The organism is Streptomyces sp. NPDC110618 (assembly GCF_055657065.1).
The window spans coordinates 182808-200035 of sequence record NZ_JBVKBN010000003.1 but is presented as its reverse complement, the minus strand read 5'-3'; the positions used below and the strand labels follow the sequence as shown (position 1 = coordinate 200035).

The 17228-nt window shown below is 70.6% G+C and carries 18 protein-coding genes; 16 read left to right on the top strand and 2 right to left on the bottom strand.

From position 1 onward, the window contains the following. Nucleotides 1-234: 234 nt before the first annotated feature. From ACZ7L7_RS07440 to rosB, 5 genes are all read left to right on the top strand, one after another. Entirely contained in the window at nt 235-1836 is a 1602-nt protein-coding gene (locus ACZ7L7_RS07440; RefSeq protein WP_285512204.1) for a gamma-glutamyltransferase, read from the top strand. Between the two features lie 83 nt (nt 1837-1919). Further along, nucleotides 1920-2396, top strand: coding sequence for a riboflavin synthase (ribC, locus tag ACZ7L7_RS07435; protein WP_285512203.1), 477 nt, complete (start codon nt 1920-1922; stop codon nt 2394-2396). Between the two features lie 534 nt (nt 2397-2930). Further along, nucleotides 2931-3491, top strand: a complete 561-nt coding sequence (gene ribX / locus ACZ7L7_RS07430; protein ID WP_285512443.1) for a riboflavin ABC transporter permease RibX — start codon at nt 2931-2933, stop codon at nt 3489-3491. Nucleotides 3492-3566: 75 nt separating this feature from the next. Beyond that, a complete protein-coding gene (gene ribY / locus ACZ7L7_RS07425; protein WP_285512202.1) occupies nt 3567-4604 on the top strand; it encodes a riboflavin ABC transporter substrate-binding protein RibY in 1038 nt (345 codons plus the stop codon). A gap of 60 nt (nt 4605-4664) precedes the next feature. Beyond that, nucleotides 4665-5438, top strand: coding sequence for an 8-demethyl-8-aminoriboflavin-5'-phosphate synthase RosB (gene rosB, locus ACZ7L7_RS07420; protein WP_285512201.1), 774 nt, complete (start codon nt 4665-4667; stop codon nt 5436-5438). Nucleotides 5439-5475: 37 nt separating this feature from the next. On the opposite strand, the gene ACZ7L7_RS07415 is transcribed toward rosB, so the two are convergent. Continuing rightward, on the bottom strand, nt 5476-5910 hold the full coding sequence (locus tag ACZ7L7_RS07415) for a response regulator transcription factor (RefSeq protein WP_285512200.1): 435 nt from the start codon (nt 5908-5910) through the stop codon (nt 5476-5478). Nucleotides 5911-6093: 183 nt separating this feature from the next. Between ACZ7L7_RS07415 and ACZ7L7_RS07410 the strand changes: the two genes are divergently transcribed. The 8 genes from ACZ7L7_RS07410 (at nt 6094) to ACZ7L7_RS07375 (ending at nt 12448) form a co-directional block, all read left to right on the top strand. Beyond that, complete coding sequence (locus ACZ7L7_RS07410; protein ID WP_472075221.1) at nt 6094-6771, top strand: 4'-phosphopantetheinyl transferase family protein; 678 nt, start codon at nt 6094-6096, stop codon at nt 6769-6771. 114 nt (nt 6772-6885) lie between these two features. Then, nucleotides 6886-8553: an AMP-binding protein gene (locus ACZ7L7_RS07405; RefSeq protein WP_453599450.1), complete on the top strand. Its 1668-nt coding sequence runs from the start codon at nt 6886-6888 to the stop codon at nt 8551-8553. 31 nt (nt 8554-8584) lie between these two features. Beyond that, nucleotides 8585-9442, top strand: coding sequence for a ferritin-like domain-containing protein (locus ACZ7L7_RS07400; RefSeq protein ID WP_453599452.1), 858 nt, complete (start codon nt 8585-8587; stop codon nt 9440-9442). Further along, nucleotides 9442-9951, top strand: coding sequence for a PaaI family thioesterase (locus ACZ7L7_RS07395; protein WP_285512196.1), 510 nt, complete (start codon nt 9442-9444; stop codon nt 9949-9951). The genes ACZ7L7_RS07400 and ACZ7L7_RS07395 overlap by 1 nt, the downstream gene beginning before the upstream one ends. 2 nt (nt 9952-9953) lie before the next feature. After that, nucleotides 9954-10241 carry an acyl carrier protein gene (locus ACZ7L7_RS07390; RefSeq protein WP_285512195.1) on the top strand — a complete coding sequence of 96 codons (288 nt, stop codon included), beginning with the start codon at nt 9954-9956 and terminating at the stop codon, nt 10239-10241. Next, the gene (locus tag ACZ7L7_RS07385; RefSeq protein WP_285512194.1) at nt 10238-11122 is read left to right on the top strand and encodes an SAM-dependent methyltransferase; all 885 of its coding nucleotides are present in this window, start codon (nt 10238-10240) and stop codon (nt 11120-11122) included. Before ACZ7L7_RS07390 ends, ACZ7L7_RS07385 begins: the two co-directional genes overlap by 4 nt. Next, the gene (locus tag ACZ7L7_RS07380; protein ID WP_453599457.1) at nt 11119-11964 is read left to right on the top strand and encodes an acyl-ACP desaturase; all 846 of its coding nucleotides are present in this window, start codon (nt 11119-11121) and stop codon (nt 11962-11964) included. Before ACZ7L7_RS07385 ends, ACZ7L7_RS07380 begins: the two co-directional genes overlap by 4 nt. Before the next feature lie 76 nt (nt 11965-12040). Then, nucleotides 12041-12448 carry a MaoC/PaaZ C-terminal domain-containing protein gene (locus ACZ7L7_RS07375; protein ID WP_453599460.1) on the top strand — a complete coding sequence of 136 codons (408 nt, stop codon included), beginning with the start codon at nt 12041-12043 and terminating at the stop codon, nt 12446-12448. Between the two features lie 7 nt (nt 12449-12455). On the opposite strand, the gene ACZ7L7_RS07370 is transcribed toward ACZ7L7_RS07375, so the two are convergent. Beyond that, complete coding sequence (locus ACZ7L7_RS07370; protein ID WP_471592207.1) at nt 12456-14315, bottom strand: non-ribosomal peptide synthetase; 1860 nt, start codon at nt 14313-14315, stop codon at nt 12456-12458. 354 nt (nt 14316-14669) lie between these two features. Between ACZ7L7_RS07370 and ACZ7L7_RS07365 the strand changes: the two genes are divergently transcribed. From ACZ7L7_RS07365 to ACZ7L7_RS07355, 3 genes are read left to right on the top strand one after another with little or no spacing between them, the layout of a single operon-like run. Then, complete coding sequence (locus tag ACZ7L7_RS07365) at nt 14670-15644, top strand: ABC transporter ATP-binding protein (RefSeq protein WP_285512190.1); 975 nt, start codon at nt 14670-14672, stop codon at nt 15642-15644. After that, nucleotides 15641-16453: an ABC transporter permease gene (locus ACZ7L7_RS07360; protein ID WP_471592208.1), complete on the top strand. Its 813-nt coding sequence runs from the start codon at nt 15641-15643 to the stop codon at nt 16451-16453. Before ACZ7L7_RS07365 ends, ACZ7L7_RS07360 begins: the two co-directional genes overlap by 4 nt. Further along, on the top strand, nt 16450-17226 hold the full coding sequence (locus ACZ7L7_RS07355; protein ID WP_471592209.1) for an ABC transporter permease: 777 nt from the start codon (nt 16450-16452) through the stop codon (nt 17224-17226). The genes ACZ7L7_RS07360 and ACZ7L7_RS07355 overlap by 4 nt, the downstream gene beginning before the upstream one ends. Nucleotides 17227-17228 lie beyond the last annotated feature (2 nt).

The following is a 17228-nucleotide window of genomic DNA, read 5'->3' as shown; positions in this document are numbered from 1 at the left end:
CTTCGGGCCGGTCCTGTGCAACTCCCCTGGAGGTGGAGGTGTGTTGTTCGGGCATTCCCCCGGAAGCGCTTACCCGAAGGGGTGATGACAGTCCGCCGGGTTCCTTCATAAGGTCGTGCCGCCGCCGTGCCGTTCGACGAAGAAGGTGCACGTGTTAGTCATTCTTCCCCGCCTCCTGAATGAATCAGGTCATCCGGTTTTCCGGGCCGCCGGTTCCCCCTCGGTGGTGTGGCCGTGCGGGTGATTCTCCGTGACCGTCAGCAGTGGGGGAGCCGCGGCATCGCCTCCACCGGTTCCTCGGCCGCCACCCTCGCCGCGCTGGCCGTCCTGGGCGAGGGCGGCACCGCCTTCGACGCGGCGATCACCGCCTCGGCGCTGCTCACCGTCGCCATGCCGATGGCCTCGGGCCCCGGCGGCGATGCGAGCGCCGTGCTCCACCCGGCAGGAGAGCGCACCCCGCTCGCCCTGCTCGGGCTGGGCCGGGCCCCGCGCGCCGCCGAACCCGGCGCCTTCGAGCGGCGCGGACTGGACGGCGTTCCCCGCACCGGAGTCCTCTCGGTCACCACCCCCGGGCTGCTGGACGCCTGGTACGAGGTCCACGAGCGCTTCGGCTCCCTGCCGCTCGCCCGCCTCCTGCGCCCCGCGGCCCGCGCCGCCGCCGAGGGCACCGTCATCACCGGCCAGTTCCAGCGCTGGACCAGGGAGAACCTCCAGGTGCTGGAGCAGCCCGAGTTCCACGCCTGCTACCGTCCGGCTGCCGCACCGGAGTCCGTCGGCGGCCGGCTGCCCCAGCCCGGCCTCGCCCGCCTCTACGACCGGGCCGCGCGCTCGGACCGGGCGGCCCTGCGGGACTGGATCGCCGAACTGACTGAGGAGACGAGCCGGCGGTACGGCGGACTCGTGCGCGGCGAGGACGTCACCGCCACGACCGCCCGGCTGGCCCCCGCCCTGGTCGCCGAGGTCGCCGGCCGCCGTGTCGCGGTACCGCCCGCCCCCACCCAGGGCCCGCTGATGCTGCAAAACCTCCTGGTCTACGAGTCGTTGCGCGCCGAGGGGCAGCGCAGCGACTCCGCCGCCGGGATCCATCTGCTCGCCGAGGCCGTGCACCAGAGCTTCGCCTGGCGCCTGGACCACCTGAGCGACCCGGAGGCCGACGACACGCCCCGGCCGGACCCCCTGGGCGCTCGCACCCTCGACGGGCTGCGGCAGGGCGTCGACCCGGACAAGCGCAGCCCCTGCCGGTACGCCGGCCACTACTCGCACGGCGACACGACCCACTTCGCCATCGCCGACGGCATGGGCAACGCCGTCACCTGGGTGCAGAGCCTCGGCCTGGGTTTCGGCGCCGGAGTGGGCCTCGCCGAAGCGGGGCTGCTGCTCTGCAACCGGCTGGGCCGCAGCACGACGCTGAAGGCCGGCCACGCCAACCGGGTCAGGCCCGGCGCACGGCCCGTCAACACCATCTTCCCCTGGACGATCAGCGAAGGACAGGAGGTGCGCTGGTTGGGCGGGACGCCCGGCGGGGACGGCCAGTGCCAGTGGAACACCCAGGTCGCGGCGGCCCTGTTGTGCGACGACAGCACTCCGCTGCGCGTCCTGTCGGGGCCGCGCTGGACCTACTTCCCCGGCAGCGACCGCGTCGAGGCCGGACGTCCCGAGCACCTGCACGTCGACGACACGATGCCCGAGGAGACGGTGGCGGAGCTGGCGCGCCGCGGCCACGACGTGGTCCGCAAGGCGAGCGTCGGCGGGGTCAACCGGGTGGTCGGCCGGCAGGGCGGAGGGCTGTACGGACTGGACGACGGACGGCAGGAAGGGCTGACGGCGGCCCTGTGAACCGCCGTGACGGAGGCACCCGCCGACGGGGCGGAGCGCTCCTCGCACAGCCACGACAGGCATCCACCGACTGAGGAGGGCGCATGGACCGCATCGGGGTCGTCGACACCATGTTCGCGCGCGTCGACATGGGATCGATCGCCGAGAACCGGCTGGCCGGGATGGAGGGATTCGGTGAACGTTTCAAGGTGGTCCGGCGGACCGTGCCGGGCTTCAAGGACCTGGCCGTGGCCTGCCGTCAGCTGATCGAGCGGGAGAACTGCGAGGTCGTCCTCGCCTGCGGGATGCCGGGCGACGCGGACCTGGACCGGATCTGCGCGCACGAGGCGGCGCAGGGGATCATGATGGCCCAGGTGCTGGCGGGCAAGCACATCCTCGAAGTGTTCGTCCATGCCCAGGAGGAGCCGGATCCGGTCAAGTTCACCGAGCTGTGCCGCAGGCGGATCGGTGCGCACGCCGTGAACGCGTACTGGCTGTTGTACGCGCCCGAGGAGTTGCGCAAGCGGGCCGGCCAGGGCATCCGCCAGGGCGGCCCGGACGCCGGACCGCTGCCCGGCTGACCGAGCGGGCCCGTGACGAGAACTCGCTCATTGCCCCCGGTTATTGGGCACTTGTAGGCTAAACCTTCCTCAAGGGGTGCCGGGTAATTCGGAGCCCCCACGACCGTGGCCGAGCCGGTCGGTAAACCGGGTTGCACGACCGGTTTATTTCTCCCTCGAATATTCGTTGCGGATATCCCCCGGGGTGGACTAGCTTGCCTGGAGCGCCACTTGAGTCGAATTCGGGACGGTTGAGTGTTCCAGCAGGCTGCCACACGCGACGCGCCACCATCCGAAGCAGATCAGCAAAAGAGTGATCGCTCCACCGGCCGGGAGAAAAGAATCGGAAGCCGGAAAACGCGGCGGCGCTCGCCGGGTCGCGGCACCGGTTTTCTCGCCCCGGTCCTGCTCGGAATGTTGCTGGTGGCTCTCTGGGACGCCGTCACCCGTTTTGGAGCCGTCTCCACCTTTTTCCTGCCCACCCCTCAGTCCATCGCGAAGGAGCTGGTAAGCCAACTGCGGGACGGTTTCCTGCTCGACTACACCGCACACACCGTGACCGAGAGCGTCGCGGGCAGTGCGCTGGGCCTGGCCGTCGCCCTCCCGCTCGCCTACCTCATCGCCCGCAACCGCGTGGCCGCCGCCGCGCTCCAGCCCTACATCGCCGCCTCCCAGGCGGTGCCCGCGGTCGCGCTCGCCCCCCTGCTCGCCCTCTGGTTCGGCTACGGCCTGCTGCCCATCGCCGTCCTGTGCGCCCTGCTGGTGTTTTTTCCCATCCTCGTCAGCACCGTCGTGGGACTGCGCCAGATCGACCCGGACGTGATGAACGCGGCCAAGGTCGACGGGGTGAGCCGGGTGCAGCTGCTGCGGCACATCGAGTGGCCGCTCGCCCTGCCGAGCACCCTCGCGGGCATCCGCGCCGGTCTGACGCTCTCCGTCACCGGAGCCGTCGTCGGTGAGTTCGTGGTCGGCGGCGACGGCCTCGGGCAGCTGCTCACCGTGCAGCGCAGCGAGGCGGACACCGTCGGCCTGTTCGCCACGCTGTTCGTCCTGACCCTGCTCGCGGCCGTCCTGTACGGCCTGATGCTGCTGCTGGAGCGCTGGGCCCGCTGGTGACCCGGCGTCCCGCGGCACACCTTCCCGCCCCGACCCCTGAACCGGACCGACGTGCCGTCAGAAAGAGCCCAGTCCATGAGAGTTGCCACCGGATCCTCCGTCCCGCGCCGCATCGCCGTCGCAGCCGTCGCCGCGTTACTGGCGACGACGCTCGCCTCCTGCGCGGAGGAACCGAACGCGAGCGGCACGAGCGACGACGCGGGCACCACCTCGCTCACGCTCGGGCTCACCTACATCCCGAACATCCAGTTCGCGCCCTTCTACGTGGCCGAGGAGAAGGGCTACTACAAGGACGCCGGACTCGATGTGACACTGCATCACCACAGTGCCAGCGAGGACCTGTTCGGCGGACTGAAGGCGGGCAAGGAGGACCTCGTCATCGCGGGCGGCGACGAGATCGTGCAGGGCCGGGCCGGTGACATCCCCGTCGTCAGCGTCATGACGCTCTACAAGAGCTACCCGGTGGCCCTGCTGGTCCGCGACGACTCACCGGTCCGCGACGCGGCGGACCTGAAGGGCAGGACGATCGGTGTCCCGGGACCGTACGGCGAGACCTACTTCGGCCTGCTCGCCCTGCTGGCCGAGGGCGGGCTCACCACCGACGACGTCGACGTGAAGTCCATCGGCTACACCCAGCAGGCGGCCCTCACCGCCAAACGGGTCGACGGAGTGATGGGCTTCGTCAACAACGACCAGGTCCAGTTCGAGCAGGCGGGCCTGGACGTCCGCGCCGTCCCCCTCACCCAGGGCGCGCCCCTGATCTCGTCGGGCGTCGGAGCCTCCGACGGCTTCCTGGAAAAACGGCCCGACGACGTAAGGAAGTTCGTGGCCGCCACCCTGCGCGGCGTCGAGTTCACCCTGAACAACCCCGAGGAAGCGGTCGAGTTGAGCCGCGCCCACATCCCCACGCTGAAGGACGACAGGAGCAGGTCCTCGGCGCTGGCGGTGCTCAAGGCGTCGGCACCCCTCATCCGCGGCACCGACGGACGGCTCGGGGCGGTCGACGCGCGCACGTGGAGCCGTATGGCGGACTTCATGAAGGAGAAGGGACTGATCAAGAAGGAGATCCCGGCCGAACAGACCCACACCGAGGACTACTTGCCCAAGGAGTGAGGACGCGGCGTCCGCACTCCCGTGCAGTCGAACCAGTCGCGACGGGAAGGAACGAGAAGAATGGCTCTCAAGGCTCTCATTCTCAACACCACACTGCGCCGGTCCCCGAGCCGCTCGCAGACCCAGGGACTCATCGACAAGGCGGTCCCCCTCTACGAGAAGGAGGGGATCGAGACCGAGGTCATCCGGGTCATCGACCATGACATCGAGCAGGAGTACTGGGACGACTTCGACGACTGGAACGCCGGCGAGAAGGCGCGCCGCGAGGACGAGTGGCCCTGGCTGCTCGACAAGATCAGGGAGGCGGACATCCTGGTGATCGCCACCCCGATCACCCTCAACATGTGCACCTCCGCCGCCCATGTGATCCTCGAAAAGCTCAACCTCATGGACGAGTTGAACGCCGACACCAAGCAGTTCCCGCTGTACAACAAGGTCGCGGGGCTGCTGATGTGCGGCAACGAGGACGGCGCCCACCACGTGGCCGGCACGGTGCTCAACAACCTCGGGCGGCTCGGTTACAGCGTGCCGCCGAACGCCGCCGCCTACTGGCTCGGCCCGGCCGGCACCGGTCCGGGCTACATCGAGGGCAAGGGTGACCGGCACTTCCACACCAACAAGCTGATCCGCTTCATGGTGGCCAACACCGCCCACCTGGCCCGGGTGCTCCAGGAGACCCCGTACACCACGGACCTGGAGGGTTGCGCGCAGGCGGCCCGGGAGGAGAGCGACGACGTGTTCGCGATCCGGGTGAATGTGAACACCCCGGCCATTCGCTACAAGCGGTTCCAGAAGCTCGGCGAGGTCAAGGTCGAGGACGCCCAACTCGGCTGAATTCGGCGGGCCGGGCGCTCTGTGGGGCGCCCGGCCTTCAGGGGCGGATTTCCGTTCGGATGTGGCTCACCGCGTAGAGTGCGGCCTGAGTGCGGTCGGTGGCGCCGATTTTGGTGTAGATCGCGCTCAGATGGTTCTTCACCGTCTTCTCGGAGATGGCGAGGCTCTGCGCGATCCCGCGATTGGTCAAGCCCTCGGTGATCAGCCGCAGTACATCCGTCTCGCGGGAGGTCAGCCGTACGCCCTCCGGGCGCTGTTCGGGGAGTCCGGCCTGGTCGGCGCGCATCGCGTAGAGCGCCGCCTGGGTGCGGCCGGAGGCGCCGATCTTGGCGTAGATGGTCGAGAGATGGTTCTTCACGGTCTTCTCGGAGATTCCGAGAATTCTGGAGATCCGTCGATTCGTCATGCCCTGGGGAACGAGCCGAAGAATGTCCAGCTCTCGGCGTGTCAGATTGCTCGTGGATAAGTCCAAGTCTTCTCCTCGGGAGCCTTCGTGGCCTGGGGACGAGATGAGAAGCGGGCACTTTTACACTTCGGCGGGATTGTCCTGCAAGTTACCCCGGAGTCTCAAGCCGAGTCAACGCCCGATGAGTTGGCGGGAATTCGATCTCGATGCCTCTTGCCCGCGCATTGTGTTCCTGGAACGGTCGCTCCCGTGACTTTTGAGGCGGGCGTTCCGATTCTCGTGCTGAGCTGCGACTGGCGCTCCCGTGAGGCCCCCGAGGCACTGCTGGGCGATGGGGAGCGCGCCCGGGCCGCCGCACTGCCGGGGCCCGCGCGGCGCACGGAGTGGGTACGCGCCCGGCTCACCGCGAAGGCGGCGGTACGCCTGCTCACCGGGGCACCGGGCGCGCAGATCCTCACCGCGCCGGACGGCGCCCCCAGCCTGCCCGGCCGCAGCGTGAGCGTGTCCCTCTCCCACACCGGCTCGGTCGCGGTGTGCGCCGTGATGCCGGTCCGCGCACCCCTCGGTGTCGACGTCGAGCCCGTGGACCCGCGCAACGACGTCCTCCTGCGGCGTCTGCTGCTCCCCGAGGAGGAACCCGCCGTCGCCGGCGGCCGCCCCGGGCTGCGCGCCACGGCCTGCATCAGCTGCAAGGAGGCCGCGGTGAAGGCGTACCGCCGACCGTCCGTCCGCCTGCGCGACTACCGACTGCGCCGGGGCTCGCAGGGCAGCGTGTGGGTCACCGTGCACGGCACCGACCTGCCCCGGCTGCGGGTGTGGCGGGAGTGCAGCCGAGGTCTGCTGACGGCGGTCTGCGCGCCGTGCGGGGCCCGGCCGGTGTACCGCAGGGTGAGCCCTCGGCGGGTACTGGAGGTGCTCACCGGGTGACTCCGCGACCCGCGCCCCGACCGGGACGTAGGTCCTATTTACCGCCCGCGGAAGGCGATGCAAAGCTCAACCATCACGCAAGCGGCGACTCACCGGGACGACGGAAGGATCGCCTTGAGGCCCGCACTGCTCTCCGGTGACACACTCACCGCCTGTCTCGCCGCACACGTCCGGACGTCTCCTTCGGCGACGGTCACCTTCCCCGGCACCGGCGAGCGGATGACCGCGCGCGACCTGGACGAGGCGTCACTGCGCAGCGCGCGGGGGCTGATGGCACACGGGGTCGGACCCGGCACGGTCGTGGCGCTGCTGATGCCGACCGACGCCACCTTCCTCGGCGTCTTCTTCGGCGTCCAGCGCGCCGGAGCCGCCGTCAGCATCCTCCCGGTGCCCGCCGGTTTCGGCGACGAGTCCGGCATGGCCCGAAGACTCGACCGAATCCTCACCACCGCCGGTTCCCGGCACCTGGTCATCGACCCCGCCTTCCGGGGCGTCGGCAAACTGCTCGCCGAGCGGCTTCCCGGCCTCGTCCTCATCGACCCCAAGGTCACCGGCACCGGCCTCGCGCGCACCCTGCCCGCGACCGACCCGGACGCGCTGTCCGTCGTCCAGTTCACCTCCGGCAGCACCAGCGCCCCCAAGGGCGTCCAGCTCACCCAGGCCGCCATGGCCGCCGGACTGCACGCCTCGGTGGTCTCCGGGCACTTCAGCCCCGACGACGTGTTCATGCAGTGGGTGCCCGTCTTCCACGACATGGGACTGATCGGGCTGCTGTCCCACACCCTCAACGGCGCCGAGGTGCACGTCTTCAGCCCGATCGCCTTCCTGCGCCGCCCCGCCGCCCTGCTGACCTACTTCGCCGAGCACCGCGGCACGGTGATCACCGGGCCGAACTTCTCCTACGACCAGATGCTGGACGCCGCCCCGCCCGAACTGGTCGACCGGCTCGACCTGTCCGCCTGGCGGCTCGCCTTCAACGGCGCCGAACCGGTCAGCGCCGCCACCACCGCCCGCTTCGCCCGCGCCCTGGCCCCGGCCGGCGTGGGGGACAACGTGATGTACCCGGCGTACGGCATGGCCGAGGCGACCCTGGCCATCACCTTCCCGGTGCCCGGCAGCCCTGTACGGGTGATCACCGTCGACCGCACCGCGCTCACGACCCGCGGCCGCGCCGTCCCGGTGGCCCCCGCGACCCCCGGCGCCAAGGACCTGGTGTCCGTCGGACACCCCGTGCACGGGGTCGAGGTGCGGCTGATGACCGAGGACGGACGGCGCTGCGCCCCCGGCGAGACGGGCGAGATCCAGATCGCCGGCGCACCCGTCACCCACGGCTATCTGAACAACCCCGAGGCCACCGCCGCCGCCTTCGACGGGCGCTGGCTGCGCACCGGCGACATCGGCCTCCAGCTCGACGGCCACCTCTACGTCACCGGCCGCCGCAAGGACATGGTCATCGTGCGCGGCCAGAACTACTTCCCCGACGACGTCGAGGCCGTCGCCCGTCAGGCACCCGGCGTCTACCGGGGGCGCTGCGTCGCCTTCTCCGACACCGAGGACGACGGCCGTGAGGTCGTCCGCCTGGTCGTCGAAGCGGTACCGCAGGCCGACCGCGCCGAACTCGCCGCGCTGATCCGGGCCCGCGTGGAGAGCGAGATGGACTTCACCGACGTACGCGTGCACCTGGTCAAGCCGCGCTGGCTGACCCGCACCAGCAGTGGCAAGTGGCAGCGCGCCCGCACCCGCGAGCGGCTCGCGGAGCTGACCGGGGCAACCGACTCCTGAGCGCACCGAACCCCCACGGAGGACACCGCACATGACCACCCCGCAACGGATCGACCAGGCCCGCGACCCGTCGGCGGAGCCCCTGCACAGCTACGACGTCTTCGCCGTCTACCAGCAGGCGTCCTGGGAGCTGACGGACATCCCCTGGGACGACTTCCGCCCCGACCTGGTCCGTCCCGAGCACATCGCCTTCGCCAAGGGCGCGGTGATGGGGGAGTCCAACTCGGTCGCCGCCCAGCACGGGTTCTTCAACGAGTTCGTCGACGACTACGACTTCTCCGCCTTCGTCTGCCTGTGGGGCTACCAGGAACTCCAGCACCACCTCGCCTTCAAGAAGTGGCTGCGCCTGGCGGGCGAGGACGTCGGCTACGAGCAGATCAACGCGATGCGGGCCCCCTATCCGCCCGGGGTCACCCCGTCGGCCACCCTCGCCACCAACGTCATCTCCGAGATCGCCACCAACCACATGTACAAGTGCGTCAGCCGGGTCACCCCGGAACCCGTACTGGCGAAGATCATGAAGCGGGCGAGCGGCGACGAGGCCCGCCACGCACGGGAGTTCATCCACTACACCGCCCGACGACTGCGCGACCGGCCCGACGAACTGCCCTCGGTGCTGGAGGTGTTCTACGTCTACCTCGCCGACGTCAAGGGCAAGTACCAGCACCCGGTGAGCAAGTTCAAGGGCGATCTGCCCGAACTGGCCGGGCACGTCACCATCGACGAGGTCTTCCGGTACTTCGCGGAGGTCGACGACGGCAGCGAATGGGACCGCATCCACCGTCAGCTCTTCGACACCCTCACCGAGCTGTCCGGCCGCCCCATCAGCAGGCTCCGCGACATCAGGCGGGCGCTCGCCGAGCTGACCGCCCCCACGGACGCCGCCTGATGCGCGAGCGTGCGCCCGTCGAACTGCCCTGGCTCGACGAACCCGGCTTCCGCTGCTTCGGCTGCTCGCCGCGCAACCGCATCGGCCTCGCCCTGGAGATGTTCCGCACCGACGACGGGGCACTCGCCACCGACGTCACCTTCGCCGACGAGTACGCCTCCTACCCCGGCGTGGTGCACGGCGGCATCGTCAGCGCCCTGGTGGACGAGGTGATGGGCGACCTGATCGCCCTCGACCGCGGCATGCTCGCCTTCTCGGTCACCCTGCGCACCAAGTTCCTGCGGCCCCTGCGCACCCGGTTCCCCTACCGCGCCGTCGCCCGCATCGTCCGCGAGGGCAACGGCGTGGTGCACACCGAGGCCGACGTCCTCGCCCCCGACGGCGAACCGCACGTCATGGCGAGCGCCGCCTACCAGCCCATCAGCTCCCAGCAGGCCGCCGACCACATGGGCCTGCCCGCCGAGGACCGGGAGCGCCTCGCCCATTACTTCGACCACGCGATTGGATGACGATGTCCCAGCAAGCCGCCGACCCCACCCCCCTGCCCAGTGTCGACGCGGTCGTCGACGAGATCCGCGCCCAGGTCGGCCGGGAACTCGGCCTCGAACCGGAGAAGATCGACGCCGACACCGTGCTGAAGAACCTCCCCGGCGCCGACTCGGTGCGGCTGCTGCGGGTGGTCGCGCAGATCGAGCGCCGCTACGACGTGGAGTTCGAGGACGAGGACGTCTTCCGGGTGCGTACGCCCCAGGAGCTGGCCGAACTGGTCGTGCGCGACCTCACCGGCGGCCCGGCGTGACCGGCGCCGTCGGCATCGGGCCCGACCAGGCCCGGCAGGCCACCAACCAGCACTACGAGCTGCCCCCGGAGGTGTTCGAGGCGTTCCTCGACGCACGCCTGAAGTACAGCTCGGCGCTCTACCTCTCCCCGGACGCCGGCCTGGAGGAGGCCCAGACCGCCAAGTTGTGCTTTGTCGCCGAACGGCTGGCGCTGACCGGCGGCGAACGGCTGCTGGACATCGGCTGCGGCTGGGGCAGCCTGGCCCTGTTCATGGCCGAGGAGTACGGCTGCCGGGTCACCGCGGTCACCCCGTCCGCCCCGCAGGCGAGTTACATCGGCGACCTCGCCGAGCGCCGCGGACTGACCACGCTCCTGGACGTGCGCGTCGGCTCCTTCACCGACCAGGACCTGACCGGACCCTACGACGCCGTCACCCTGCTCGGCTCCATCGTCCACATGCCCAACCGGGAAGCCGTGCTGCGCAAGACGTACGACCTGCTCGCCCGGCGCGGCAGGCTGTACCTGTCCGAGAGCTGCTTCCGCAACGCCGATGCGTACCACGAGTTCGACCGCAGGCCCGGCACCCGGCACGTCACCCGGACCGTCTTCGGGTTCGCCGACATGGTTCCGCTCTCCGAGCTGATCCGCGCCACCGAGGCCGCCGGGTTCAGCCTGACCTCGCTCGACGACCTCACCGCCCACTACCGGCGCACCGTCGAGGAATGGGAGCGCCGCGCCCTCGCCCACCGCGACCGCATCGAGACCGCCGCCCCCGGCATGTCGGAACCCCTGCTGCGGTACTTGCGTACCGCGCACGCCGGTTGGGGCTACACCACCAAGCACTACGCCTTCACCGCGCTGAAGTCCCGCCTGGGCCCGGAGGGGGCGACCACGCCATGAACCTCACCGGCACCGAGTTGCTCCCCCCTGGCACCATGCACGAACTCGTCGACCAGGCGGTGACCCGGGCCGGGGAGCGCTCATGGACCCTCCAGGACCTGGACTGGGCGGCGCTGCGCCCCGAGGAACTGACCGACGTGGACCGCTCGGCGGTGCGGTTCATCACGCTGGTCGAGGACCACATCCCCGGCTATCTCTCGCACTTCCTCCAGGCGTTCCCCATGGCCGGCGCCGAACTGGAGCTGGAGCGCTTCGGGTTCAACCGGGAGTACTTCCGCTTCCTGGTCGCCTGGGCGGGCGACGAGGAGCGGCACGCGGCGGCGCTTTCCCGCTACCAGGTCGAGACGGAGATGACCACCCGCGAGGAACTGTGGCGGGAACTGGCCGAGGAGGGCCGCAAGGAGTTCACCATCCCCTACGCCCACCCGCTGCAGTCCTTCACCTACACCCTGGTCCAGGAGAAGGCCACGCAACTGTTCTACCAGCGGTTCCGGCAGACCGTCAGCGAGCCCTTCCTGCGCGAGCTGCTGGGCCGGCTGGCCCGCGACGAGGCCCGCCACTTCGCGTTCTACAGCTCCCTCGTGGGCGCCTATCTGGCCCGCGACGGCGCCGAGGCGGTCCCCGGGCTGAAGGATGTGATCGCGTCATTCCGGATGCCGCTGGCCGACACCATGAACGGCTACTGGCGCTGGTCGCTCAAGGTCGCGGACGCCGCGCACTACGACCACACCGAGGCGTACGAGGCCCTGGTCCGCCTGGTCCACGGCTTCGTCGACCGGCCCGGCGATCCCTCCGTGGCCGACCTCACCGACTTCGTGCACGCGATCCGGTCAGTGCGCTGAGCCGGTCCGGACACGGCGCACGACCCGCCTATACCGTACGAACGAACCGTCGCCTACCTGGGAGCGAGGAACGAGGATGGCGCAGACCGAGGACGACTCGATCGATGTGGACAGCCTCAAGGTCGGCAGTTGCTTCACCGAGACCCGGCACATCACCGAGGCGGACATCGCGGCGTTCGCTGCCCTCGTCGGGGACACCGGGCGCCACCACATGGCCGGACAGGCCGAACGCGTCATGGCGCACGGCCTGTTGACGGCATCCCTGGCCACCAAGGTCGGCGGCAGGCTGCACTACATCGCCCGGCGCATGGAGTGGGAGTTCCTCAAGCCCGTCTGGGCCGGGGACACCATCGAGGCGCAGGTCACCGTGGTCGCCCTCGGGGAGCACCGCGTGGGCGTGGCGGTGGAGTTCGAGCTGGTCATCGTGAACCAGGACGGCGAACCGGTGCTCCGGGGCGGGAGCACCGGCGTCATCCGCCGCTGACGGGCCGTCACAGAGGGCCGTCGTCGATCCCTCCGGCGACGGCCGTCCGGGCCGCGTTCGCGACGGTGTCCCCGTCGAGCAGGATGTCCGCGACGAGATCGTCGTCGGAGTCCAGGCCCAGCCGTTCGGCGATGAGGAACGAGATCTCCACGGCGGCCAGCGAGTCACCGCCCAGCTGGTGGAAGTCGTCCCACCGGCCGACCTCGTCGAGGTCCAGCACCTGCGCCCAGATCCCCGCGATCAGCAGCTCCAGCCGGGTCGCCGGCTCTTCGAACGGGACCGCCAGCTCCGGCCGCCCCCGCCCGGGCACCGGCAGCGCGTTCCGGTCCGTCTTGCCGTGCCTGCCGACCGGCAGCTGTGCCGCGACGCTGATCCGCGCCGGTACCGAACGGCTCGGGATCCGCTCCGCCAGGTGCGCCATCAGCACCCCCAGCGGGTCCAGCAGCCCGTGGTCGGGCCGCAGCACCACATGCGCGGCCAGCGACCAGCGCCCCGAGCCGCTCCGGTACGGGACCACACAGGCGTCCTCGACCGCCGGGTGCTCCCGCAGCGCGCTCTCCGCCTCCGCGGGTTCCACGCGCTGCCCCCTAATCTTCACCTGGGCGTCCAGCCGTCCGCAGAACTCGATCTGCCCGTCCGGTGTGCACCGTCCGAGGTCACCGGTCCGGAACGTGCGCGAGCCGTCCTGGGTGACCGGGAGGCCGCGCGGCGGTACGAACCGGGCCGCCTGCTCCGGGTCGGCGCCCACATACCCGGCGGCGACACCGAGGCCCTCCAGACAGATCTCGCCCACCTCGCCGACCGGGCAGATCCGGTCGTCGGGATCGAGGACGTACACCCGCATGTTGTCGATGGGCCGTCCGATCGGCACCGGGTCCCTGGGCGCGCGGTCCGCGCGTGCGTGGGTGACGTCGATGGACGCCTCCGTCGGGCCGTACAGGTTGTGCAGCTCGGCGTCCGACTGCCGGACGAACTCCTTGACCAGGTCCGCCGTGAGCGCCTCGCCGCTGCAGAACACCAGCCGCAGGTCGGGACAGCGCCGGGCGCCGTCCGCGCGCAGCCACAGCCGGAGCATCGACGGCACGAAGTGGGCGACCGTCACCCGGTGCTCGGTGAAGCGGGCGATCAGCGCTTCCGGTGAGGTGTGCTCCCCGGGCGGGACCACCACCGTCCGCGCGCCCGCGTACTGCGGCCAGAACAGCTCCCACCCGGCCACGTCGAAGGTGACCGGCGTCTTCAGCGCCACCCGGTCGTCCTCGCCGAGCGGGAAGGCACGCTGCATCCACCGGATCCGGTTGGCGAAACCCTCGTGCGTGCACAGCACCCCCTTGGGCCGCCCGGTGGAACCGGAGGTGAAGATGACCTGAGCCAGGGTGTCGGCGTCCACGGTCACCGGCTCGACGGCGGGGGACAGCGCAGGACTCGTTCGTACGTCGAAGGATTCCGGGTGGCCCGCGTCCTCGCCGGCGGCCAGTACGGCCACGGCGCCCGCGGTTTGTGCCGCCGACCGGCGCCATGCGGGCGGATCCGCCGTACCCAGGGGACAGTAGGCGCCCCCGGACAGGGCCACGGCGTGGACGGCGGCGACGAGTTCGGCCGAGCGGTCGATCGCCACGCCGTACGCCCCGGCCCCGAACCGCTGCGTCAGCGCGGCGCGCAGCCCGAGCACCCACTGGCCCAACTCCCCGTACGTCCAGTGCCGGTCGCCGTCGGTGAGCGCGATCCGGGACCCGCCCTCGGTGTACCGGCGGTGCAGTTCCCGCAGTACCTCGTCGGGTCGGACGGGGTCTCGGGTGCCCCGCAGCTTTTCGAGGACCGCCCGGTCGGCGGGTGTGCAGCGGGCCCACGGATCGTGTTCCGGCGGCATGGTCACACCTTTCTGTCACCCATTTCAAAAATCGGGAGGTCGCCCGGTTTTCTTTTGACCGGCGGGAATTCACTGCCGGGGCCGGTGGCCGATGCACGAAAGCCGTTGCAGTGGCGGGGGATTGGCGGAGCCTAACCCGCCCGCACTGGCGTGACAAGGAGCGATCCGGGCCAACTCCCTCCCCGCGAAACGCCGTTCACCTGGCGCCCCGGCGCATGACGGGGGCAGTTTCGGACAACCTGAACAGGCTTCATTGAGGAAGATCCGGCAGCGTTTTAGGGTCGCTGTGGAATTGCGGTCCCTCTTCCGGCCGACGGCAGCAACTCTTCGGTCCGATGACAGCAAGAGGTGCGAATGCAGGCTCCCGAATCCGCGTACGCCATCGCCGTGGACGACCTCACCCGCACCTTCCGCGGCCCCCAGGGCCGGGTGAAGCGCGCGGTCGACGGTCTCTCCCTCCAGGTGGAGCGCGGCGAGATGGTCGGACTGCTCGGACCCAACGGAGCCGGCAAGACCAGCACCGTGAAGATCCTGATGACCGTGCTGCTGCCGACCTCGGGGCGGGCCCGTGTCCTCGGGTACGACGTGGTGGCCGACGCACAGACCGTGCGCCGCCGCACCGGCGTGATCCTCGGCGGCGACCAGGGCCTGTACGCCCGCCTCTCGGCCCGCGACAACCTGCTGCTCTTCGCCGATCTGTACGGGCTGCCGTACCGCGAGCAGAAGAAGCGGGTGCCCGAACTCCTCGACATGGTCGGCCTGTCGGGGGAGGAGCGCAAGCGCGTCGAGTCCTACTCCCGGGGCATGAAGCAGCGGCTGCACATCGCGCGCGGTCTGCTGCACGATCCGGACGTGGTCATCCTCGACGAGCCCAGCAACGGCATCGACCCGGTCGGCGCCCGCGAACTGCGCGCCCTCGTCCGCGAACAGGTGCACCGGGGACGCACGGTGCTGCTCACGACCCACTACATGTTCGAGGCCGACGAACTCTGCGACCGCGTGGTCGTCATGCGCGACGGCCGCAAGATCGCCGAGGGCACCCCCGAGTCACTGAAGAAGCAGACCGACGGCCAGGTCGTGCTCACCGTGCACCTCAACGGCGCCGGCGAGGACGACGTGGCCCGGGTGCGCGCACTGCCCGGCATCCAGTCGGTCAGCCTCTCCGAACGGGACGCGGGCCAGGTCCTCGACGTGCACAGCGGACAGCGGACCGACGTCACCGCCGCCGTCCTGGCCGAACTGCGCGACGTGTCCGTCCTCCAGGTCTTCAAGCGCGAACCCACCCTGGAGGACGCCTACGTCTCCCTCATCGCGGGAGCGGCCCGATGACGGCGGACCCCGGCGCCCGCGAGGCGCCCGGCGCCCGCGCGACGGCCGGGTACCTGCTGCGTTCCTGGCGCCTGGAACTGCGCCAGCTCGTCCGCACCCGCCTGTACGTCTTCCTCGCCGTCTTCCTGCCGCTGATCTGCGCCTCCCTGGCCTTCTACATGCTCGACGGCTCCGAGCGCGACATCGCCCCCGTGCAGGTCGCGCTCAGCGCCGGACTGATGGGCATGTGGTCCTCGACCCTGCTCGGCTCCGGCAACGCCATCAACCGGCTGCGCTGGATGCACGTCCTCGAACCCCTGGTCGCCAGCCCCCGCTCCACCTTCCTCATCACCCTGGCGTTCGCCCTCGCCACCGCCACCCTCGGCGTCTACGGCCTCGCGGCCACCCTGACGTGGAGCGCGCTCCTGTTCGACATGCCCCTGCACCTGGCCGACCCGGCGCTCTTCCTGCTGGCACTGCCCGCCACCGTGCTCGCCCTGGGCATGCTGGGTCTGCTGCTGTCCTCGGCGTTCATCCTGTACCCGACCGCCCAGTCGCTGGCCAACTTCTTCGAGTACCCGGTGTGGATGCTCAGCGGCATGCTCGCACCCGTCTCCACGCTCCCCGAGCCGGTACGCGCCCTGTCCTGGTGCCTGTCACCGACCTGGGGAGTCAAAGCCCTGGAGGGCGCGGCCCTCGGAACCGGGGGCGCGGTGCGCGCGGTGGGCATGTGCGTGCTGCTCTCGGCCGTGTACGCCGCCCTCACCCTGCTGCTGCAGAGGAGGTTCGAGTGGATGGCACGCTCCAGCGGCACGCTGGCCCTGCAGTGACCCTCCGACTGTTCCTCCTCGCGGGCTGGCGCTCCCACCTCGCCCTCTTCCGCTGGCTGCGGCCCTCCGCCTTCGTCCCGACCGTCATCGGGGTACCCGTGGTGCAGCTGATCTGGTTCGCCCACCTCGGCCGCTACCTCGGCACCCACCCCGTCGCCTACTACGTGATCGGCAACGCGCTCATCTCCTGCGCGATGGCGGGCCTGTTCGCCCCGGCGATGTCCATCCAGGGCGAACGCCACAGCGGCACCCTCAACGCCCTGCTGGCCAGCCCCGCGAACCGTGCCGTCATGTTCGGCGGCCGGATCGTCCCGGCCGTCCTGATCGGCGCCTTCACCTCCACCCTGATGCTGGCGTTCGGCGTCGCGCTCGGCTGGGTGGTCGTCCCGGCCGCCGCACTGCCGGGCCTGACCGCCGCCGTCCTGGTCACCGCCCTGTCGTGCAGCGCCTGCGGGCTGGTCATCGGCGCGATCGGGCTGCGCACCCGCGAGGCGACATTCGTCGCCAACGTGGTGCTCTACGCCCTGCTCCTGCTGTGCGGGGTGAACATCCCGCTCGACCGGCTGCCCGACTGGCTCGCCGCGATCGGCCACGCGATGCCCATGACGCAGGGCGTCGAGGCGGCCCGCCGGGCGCTCGCGGAACAGAGCGGGGTGGCGGGTCTGCTCGGGTGGGAGCTGTCCAAGGCCGCCGGCTACATCCTGCTGGGCCTGCTCGTGCTGCGGCTCCTGGAGCGGATGAGCCGCGCCTGTGCCGCCCTCGACGACGTATGAGG